General features: G+C 71.9%; 7 protein-coding genes. 5 read left to right on the top strand and 2 right to left on the bottom strand.

Features of this window, described 5'->3' with window-relative positions; translation table 11 throughout:
* Positions 1-1,462 (bottom strand): phosphatidylglycerol lysyltransferase domain-containing protein (locus CCN56_RS04375; protein WP_179199683.1); only part of this gene is annotated, 1,462 nt, incomplete at its 3' end.
* A gap of 165 nt (positions 1,463-1,627) precedes the next feature.
* On the opposite strand from CCN56_RS04375, the gene CCN56_RS04370 reads away from it, so the two are divergent.
* Entirely contained in the window at positions 1,628-2,740 is a 1,113-nt protein-coding gene (locus CCN56_RS04370; protein ID WP_086823813.1) for an esterase family protein, read from the top strand.
* On the opposite strand, the gene CCN56_RS04365 is transcribed toward CCN56_RS04370, so the two are convergent.
* Positions 2,727-3,761: an ABC transporter ATP-binding protein gene (locus tag CCN56_RS04365; RefSeq protein ID WP_086823811.1), complete on the bottom strand. Its 1,035-nt coding sequence runs from the start codon at positions 3,759-3,761 to the stop codon at positions 2,727-2,729. The two genes, CCN56_RS04370 and CCN56_RS04365, sit on opposite strands and share 14 nt — an antisense overlap.
* 143 nt (positions 3,762-3,904) lie before the next feature.
* Here CCN56_RS04365 and CCN56_RS04360 point away from each other — a divergent pair, with 143 nt between their 5' ends.
* From CCN56_RS04360 to CCN56_RS04345, 4 genes are all read left to right on the top strand, one after another.
* On the top strand, positions 3,905-4,591 hold the full coding sequence (locus tag CCN56_RS04360) for an ABC transporter permease (RefSeq protein ID WP_086823809.1): 687 nt from the start codon (positions 3,905-3,907) through the stop codon (positions 4,589-4,591).
* Position 4,592: 1 nt separating this feature from the next.
* Positions 4,593-5,267 carry an ABC transporter permease gene (locus CCN56_RS04355; RefSeq protein ID WP_086823807.1) on the top strand — a complete coding sequence of 225 codons (675 nt, stop codon included), beginning with the start codon at positions 4,593-4,595 and terminating at the stop codon, positions 5,265-5,267.
* Positions 5,268-5,272: 5 nt separating this feature from the next.
* Positions 5,273-6,271, top strand: a complete 999-nt coding sequence (locus CCN56_RS04350) for an ABC transporter substrate-binding protein (RefSeq protein ID WP_086823805.1) — start codon at positions 5,273-5,275, stop codon at positions 6,269-6,271.
* A 130-nt stretch (positions 6,272-6,401) separates the two neighbouring features.
* On the top strand, positions 6,402-7,399 hold a 998-nt coding region (locus CCN56_RS04345), incomplete at its 3' end, for a hypothetical protein (protein ID WP_256961726.1).

Below are 7,399 nucleotides of genomic sequence, written 5' to 3'. Positions count from 1 at the left end.
GGGCGGCGACGATGAGGAGCTCGTTCATGCCGGGGTCGGCGGAGCGGTCGCGGCGCATGAGTTCGAGGGACATGCCGTCGGGGCCCCAGGGCACGAAGTGGATGATCGCCTTGAGGTCGCCGTAGGGGGAGTCCGTACCGCCGGGATCGTCCTCTTTGTGGGCGGTCGCTATGACGGCGTCGCCGTCACCGGGGGCGCCGATGCGGCCGAGGGCCATGGAGAAGCCGCGTTCGGTGTCGGTGCCGCGCCAGGCGGCGGCGGCGCGGCGGACGCGTTCGAGTTCTTCGTCGTCGAGGTCACGGACCCGGCGGACCCGGGTGGTGTAGCCGTTGCGTTCGATGCGCTTGACCATTTGGCGGACGTTGCGCATGGCCCGGCCGGAGAGGGAGAAATCCGCGACGTCGACGACCGCCTCGTCGCCGAGTTCGAGGGCGTCGAGGCCGGTCTCGCGGGTCCAGACCTGGCCGCCGGTCTCGGAGCAGCCCATGACGGCGGGGGTCCAGGAGTGGGCCTTGGCCTCGTCCATGAAGCGTTCGATGGCGCCGGGCCAGGCCTCGACGTCGCCGATGGGGTCGCCGCTGGCGAGCATGACGCCGGAGACGACGCGGTAGCAGACGGCGGCCTTGCCGCTGGGGGAGAAGACGACGCCCTTGTCGCGGCGGAGCGCGAAGTGGCCGAGGGAGTCGCGGCCGCCGTGCCGGTCGAGGAGGGCGCGGAGCCGGGTCTCGTCGTCGTCGGTGAGGCGGGCGGCGGGGTGTTCGGGGCGGAAGGCCAGGTAGATGGTGGTGAGGGCGGTGAGCATGCCGAGGGCGCCGAGTGAGTAGCCGACGGTCCAGTCGACGTTGCCGGTGTAGGCGACGGGGCCTTCGACGCCGAAGAGGCCGTACAGGACGTGTTCGAGGCGGTCGGCGAGGCTCGGGCTGCCGACGACGCGGTGCGGGTGGGCGCTGACGATGACGAGGCCGAGGGCGATGGATCCGGCGCCCATGACGACGAAGTTGGCGAGGGCCCGCCAGCGGCTGCGGGGGTCGGGGAGGGCGGTGAATTCACCCCGGTGGCGTACGAGGAGGGTGAGGAGGGCGAGGGAGAGGAGGGTGCCGAGGACGGAGTGGCGCCAGACGAACTGGGCGGCGGCGCCGAGGGGGAGGAGGACGACGGCGGCGCGCCAGGCGCGGCGCTTGTGGCGCTTGAGGCCGTGCGCGAGGAGCAGGAGGAGGACGCCGGCGCTCAGGGAGAGGGCGGCGGAGAGGGGGCCGAGGGTGCCGGGGAGGACTTCGGCGACGGCGTGCATGCGGCTCGCGCGGAAGCGGGGGAAGACTCCGGCGGCGATGTCGATGAGGCCGATGAGGGTGCAGGCCGTGCCGACGAGGGCCGGGACCTTCTCGGGGCGGGGGCCACGGAGAATCCGCCGCACCCGAACCGGAACCAATCCCGATTTGTCCCCATCTACCGTGACAGACATGGCTTCCCGTACTTCCCGTGGTCCTGCGCAGGGTCTTTGACTCCGGTCGGGCCCTGCGGTGCGTTCGGCGGGCCGTCTCGGCTGGTGCGCCTTCTATGACGGCGGCGTACGGGACCGGGTTCATTCGTGCACAGGAAAATCTCGGAAAGAAGGCTCGGTCGTCTCATGGGTCTCACCAGCGACAAAGTCCTCGTGTCGGCCGTCGTGCTGGCCGTGGCCCTGTTCCTGGCCACGGTCTGGCTGTGGCCGAGGCTCGCGCGGCACGGCTGGCGGCAGGTCGTGGGCCGGGTGGGGCTGCTCCTCGCCACCCAGGTGGCGCTGTTCGCGGCGGTGGGTCTGGCGGCGAACCGGTCGTTCCTCTTCTACGGCTCGTGGGCCGACCTGTTCGGGCAGGAGCAGGAGATGGGGGTGGTCGTCGACCACGCGACCGGCTCGAAGGACGTGAAGGTCGTGGGGACGCAGGCGCTGGACGTGCCGGGGGGCGGCCGTCCGTCGGTCGGGGGGCAGATCCAGAAGGTCGTGGTGGCGGGCGAGCGGTCGAAGATCGTCTCGCCGGCCTATGTGTATCTGCCGCCGGAGTACTTCCAGGCGCGGTACGCGAAGCGCACGTTCCCGGCCGCGGTGGTGCTCACGGGGTATCCGGGGACGGCGGAGAACCTGATCAAGGGGCTCAAGTATCCGAGGACGGCGTACGCCCAGGCGAAGGACGGGCGGATGCAACCGATGATCCTGGTGATGCTGCGGCCGACGGTGGCGCCGCCGCGGGACACCGAGTGCGTGGACGTTCCGGGGGGTCCGCAGACGGAGACCTTCTTCTCGGAGGACCTGCCGAAGGCGGTCTCGGGGATGTACCGGGTGGGGACGCAGCCGCGGAACTGGGGGTTCATGGGGAACTCGACGGGCGGTTACTGCGCGCTGAAGATCGCACTGCACCACCCGGACCGGTTCGCGGCGGGGGCGGGCTTCTCCGCGTACTACAAGGCGGCGGAGGACGTCACGACCGGGGATCTGTTCCACGGGGACGACGAGCTGCGCAAGCGGGGTGACCTGCTGTGGAGCCTGGACCACGGGCAGCAGGGGAGCTCGTCGTTCCTGGTGACGTCGTCGAAGCGGGGCGAGGGCAATCTGAAGGGGACGCGGGAGTTCATCCGGAAGGTGAAGAGCCCGGCGGAGGTCTCGTCGATCCTCCTGGAGAGCGGCGGCCACAACTTCAACACGTGGAACCGGGAGATCCCGCCGGGTCTGGTGTGGATGGCCGGGAAGCTCAGCGCGACCTAGGCCCTGACCCCTCGGACAGGTCCTGGGGCCTGTCCGAGGGTGCCGAGGCCCGGCGCAGGGCGCGGTGGACGCCGGCCGGGGTGAGGACGCCGAGCGGCCGGCCGTCGTCGCCGGTGACGGTGAGGCGGCCGGTGTCGTGCTGGAGGAGTACGGCGAGGGCGTCCTTGAGGGAGGTCCCGAGGGGGACACGGGTGCCGTCCTCGTGCTCCTCGGGGCCTCCGACGTGCCCTTCGCGGCTTCCCTTCCAGAGGTCGAGGTCGGCTTCGGTGACGGGGGTGACCGCGAGCCGCTTGAGGCCGCGGTCGCTGCCGACGAAGTCCGCGACGTACGGGGTGGCGGGGGAGCCGAGGACGGTGGCGGGCGTGTCGAACTGTTCGATGCGGCCCTGTCCGTAGACGGCCATGCGGTCGCCCATGCGGACGGCCTCCTCGATGTCGTGGGTGACGAGGAGGACGGTCTTGCGGACGGTGGCCTGGAGCGCGAGGAACTCGTTCTGGAGGCGCTCGCGGACGACCGGGTCGACGGCGCCGAAGGGCTCGTCCATGAGGAGGACGGGCGGGTCGGCGGCGAGGGCGCGGGCGACGCCGACGCGCTGGCGCTGGCCGCCGGAGAGCTGGGCGGGGTAGCGGGAGCCGTACACGGCCGGGTCGAGGCCGACGAGGTCGAGGAGTTCGGCGGCACGCGCGCGTGCGGCGGCCTTCTTCCAGCCGAGGAGGGCGGGGACGGTCGCGGTGTTGTCGAGGACCGTGCGGTGGGGGAAGAGCCCGACCTGCTGGATGACGTAGCCGATCTTGCGGCGCAGGGCGACCGGGTCGACGCCGGCGATGTCCTTCCCGTCGACGAGGACGCGGCCGGAGGTCGGCTCGACGAGCCGGTTGACCATCATCATCGTGGTCGTCTTGCCGCAGCCGGACGGGCCGACCAGGGTGACGAGTTCGCCCTCGGCGACCTCGAAGGAGAGGTCGTCGACGGCGGTGGTGCCGTCGTCGTACCGCTTGGTCACGCGTTCGAACCGGATCATGGTTCCCCATTCTGTCCCCTGCTCGACGGGGGCGTGTGAAGGGCGTGTTGCCGCATTGTGGCGGATCCCGGTGATTGTCGGTGGCGGGGGTTAGGGTCGTCACACAAGCGTTCGGGAGGGTGGACGAACCGGGGGGAGGGACGATGAGCGCGCCGAACTGTCTGGTCGCGAACGACTGGATCTGCGGTGAGTACCTGCGCACGCGCGGCGAGGAGTTGACGGACGCACTGCTCCAGCATGTGGGAATCACGGTCGCGTCGGTGCTGATCGCGCTCGCCGTCGCGGTGCCCCTGGCGCTGCTCGTCCGCGCCCGGCCCCGGTTCGCCGGCCCGGTCCTCGGCCTGACCACCCTGCTCTACACGGTGCCGTCGCTCGCGATGTTCTCGTTGCTGCTGCCCTTCTTCGGGCTCTCGGCGGCGCTCGTCGTGACCGGCCTCGTGCTGTACGCGCTGACGATCCTCGTGCGGAACACCCTGGCGGGGCTCGCGGCCGTGCCCGCCGAGACGCGGGAGGCCGCCCGGGGCATGGGATACGGCTCGCTGCGACTGCTCTGGCAGGTCGAACTCCCGCTGGCGCTCCCGGTCCTGATGGCGGGCATACGGATGGCGACGGTCTCCACGATCGCGCTGACGACGGTCGGCTCGGTCGTCGGCCGCGGCGGCCTGGGCAACCTCATCGAGGACGCGCTGCCGACCTTCTTCAAGGCGCAGATGCTCGCCGCCTCGGTCCTCTGCGTGCTGCTCGCCGTCACCGCCGACCTGCTGCTCCTGGGCCTCCAGCGGCTGTTGACGCCGTGGACCCGGATACGGACCGCGCCGGGAGGTGAGTGAGGTGGGGGTCGTGACGGATGCCTGGGCCTGGCTCACCACCGGCGCGCACTGGACGGGCGAGGACGGCATCGGGCAGCGGCTCGCCGAGCACGTGTACGTGAGCGGGGCCGCGCTCCTGATCGCCTCGGCGCTCGCGCTTCCCCTCGGCCTGTGGCTCGGCCACCTCGGCCGGGGCGGGGCGCTCGCGGTGAACGTGTCGAACGTGGGGCGGGCGATCCCCGTCTTCGCGGTGCTCGCCCTGTTCATGGTGTCGCCCTTGCGGAACGCCGGCTATGTGCCGACGGTGGTGGCCCTGGTGCTGTTCGCGATGCCCCCGCTCCTCACCAACGCGTACGTGGGGGTGCGGGAGGTCGACCGGGCCGCCGTGCGGGCCGCGCGGGGCATGGGGATGACGGGCGGTCAGATCTTCCGGCGGGTCGAACTCCCGCTGGCCCGGCCGGTGGTGATGACCGGGGTCGGCTCGGCCGCGGTGCAGGTGGTCGCCACGGCGACGGTCGCCGCGATGGTCGGACAGGGCGGCCTGGGCCGGATCATCACGGCCGGCTTCGCCACGTACGACACCGCGCAGGTGGTCGCGGGCGCCGTCCTCGTGGCGCTGCTCGCCCTCCTGGTGGAGGGCGTCCTGGTGGCCGCGGACCGCCTTTTCGCACACGACGGAAGACTTACCGAACGCTGACTGGGATGGGTGATCTCGTGAACAGGGTCTCGCGTATCGCGGGCGCGCTGCTGGGGACGGCGGCGCTGACCGCCGCCCTCGCGGCGTGCGGCGGCGACAGCCTGGAGGAGGGCAAGAAGAAGGACTCCGGGAGCTCCGGCGGGTCCGGCGGCGGGGAGAAGGGCTCGCTGGTGGTCGGCGCGGCCGCCTTCACGGAGGCCAAGGTCCTCGCCGAGCTGTACGCGCAGTCGCTGCGGGCCGCCGGATACTCGGTGTCCGTCACCACGGTGAAGAATCGCGAACTGTACGAACCTTCCCTGGAGAAGGGCGAGATCGACGTCGTCCCGGAATACGCGGCGACGGTCGCGGAATTCCTCAACGCGAAGGTGAACGGGCCGAAGGCGCCCGAGGACGAGCCGGTCGCCTCGGGCGACGTGACGGCCACCGTCGACGCGCTGCGGAAGCTCGCCGAACCGCGCGGTCTGAAGGTGCTCGCGGCCGGAGCGGCGGTCGATCAGAACGCCTTCGCGGTGACGAAGGAATTCGCCGAGAAGAACAAGCTGACGACCCTTTCCGATCTCGGCCGCGCGAAGCTGAAGATCAAGATCGCCGCCGGTGACGAATGCGCGGTGCGCCCCTTCTGCGCGCCCGGTCTGAAGAAGACGTACGGGATCGACGTGGCCGGGATCGACCCCAAGGGCGTCGGTACGCCGCAGGCCAAGCAGGCGGTGAAGGACGGGGTGGACCAGCTGGTCCTGACGACCACCACGGACGCCACGATCGACGGCTACGGCCTCGTCTTCCTCACCGATGACAAGAAGCTGCAGAACGCCGACAACGTGCTGCCCGTGGTCAACGCCAAGGACGCCGGCTCTCCGGAGATAGCCGCCGCGCTCGACGGCATCACCAAGGTGCTGACCACAGCGGATCTCGCCGAACTCAACCGCAAGGTGGACGCCGAGCGGGCGAAGCCGGAGGACGTCGCCAAGGAGTATCTGGAGACGAAGGGGCTGCTCAAGAAGTAGACGGCGGGGGAGGGGAGTCGGCCCGAAACGGAACCGGAACCATGGATATCCACTTCTGATGGCGAGAAGTGGACAAGAGATTGCCGGGCCGACGCCCCACATGACGCCTACGCACGGTAAATTTCAGGCCATGCCACGTGGACGTCACCGCCATTCCCCGCCTCTGCACAAGCTGCTGCCGCCCTCCGCGGTCGCCGGCGCCGCGGTCGTGTGCGCCGCGGCCGCCTGGCTGCCCGGTGACCCGGTGATCGCGCGGCTGCTCGCGGCCGCGGCGGCCGCCGCCGCCGTCACCGGTGCCGTCCTCATGCGCAGTTGGGACCGGAGCGCCGGCCTGAAGGTCGCCGAGCTCGACCGGGCCCGCGCCGCCGAGGTGTGGAAGGCCGAGGAGCGGACCGCCGAGCTGGAGGCCGACCTGGAGGAGTCCCGGGCGCTGCGCTCCCGGCTCGACGCCAAACTCCGCGCCAAGCGCGTGGAGCTCGCCGGGCTGCGCGGCGAGCACGCCGACCTGCTCCGCCGGTACGCCACCGCGGAGACCGAGCGCGCCAGCGCCCTGGAGGGCCGCCGCGTCCTCGCCCTGGAGACGAGCGCCGCCGCCGGAGCCGAGGCCAAGGCGCTGCCGGCCGCCGGCTCCACGCCCACCCCGGAGGCCTTCCGCCGCGCCGCCCAGGCGCTGCGCGACCTCCCGCGCAACGCCGCGGCCCAGCAGGCCCGCCGTACGGCCGAGGCGGCCCGCGCCCGCGACCTCGCCGAGCGCGCCCGCGAGACGGAGGAGCCGCAGGGGAAGCACGCGGCGGCCGTCGGAACCGAGCAGCACGCCCGTACGGCCGCCACCGCTCCCGCGCTCCCGCCCGCCTCCAGCGCGCTGTCGGCGGTGCCGGTCGCGGCCGCGATCGTGCCGTACGCGGCCCGCAGGCCCGCACCGCGCCCCGAGGGAGGCTTCGACTTCTTCGGTACGCAGAAGGCCGCGGCCGCCATCGAGGCCGTGCAGAACACCGACCTCGCCGACGTCGTGGGCGAGGTCGGTGTTCTGCACGGCCTCGATGGCGGCCGCGGCCTTCTGCGTACCGAAGAAGTCGAAGCCTCCCTCTGGGCGCGGTGCGGGCCTGCGGGCCGCGATCGTGCCGTACG

It is taken from the genome of Streptomyces sp. NRRL B-24572 (genome assembly GCF_002156145.1).
Taxonomy (GTDB): Bacteria; Actinomycetota; Actinomycetes; order Streptomycetales; family Streptomycetaceae; genus Streptomyces; species Streptomyces vietnamensis.
This window is presented reverse-complemented; position numbering and strand designations above follow the sequence as displayed.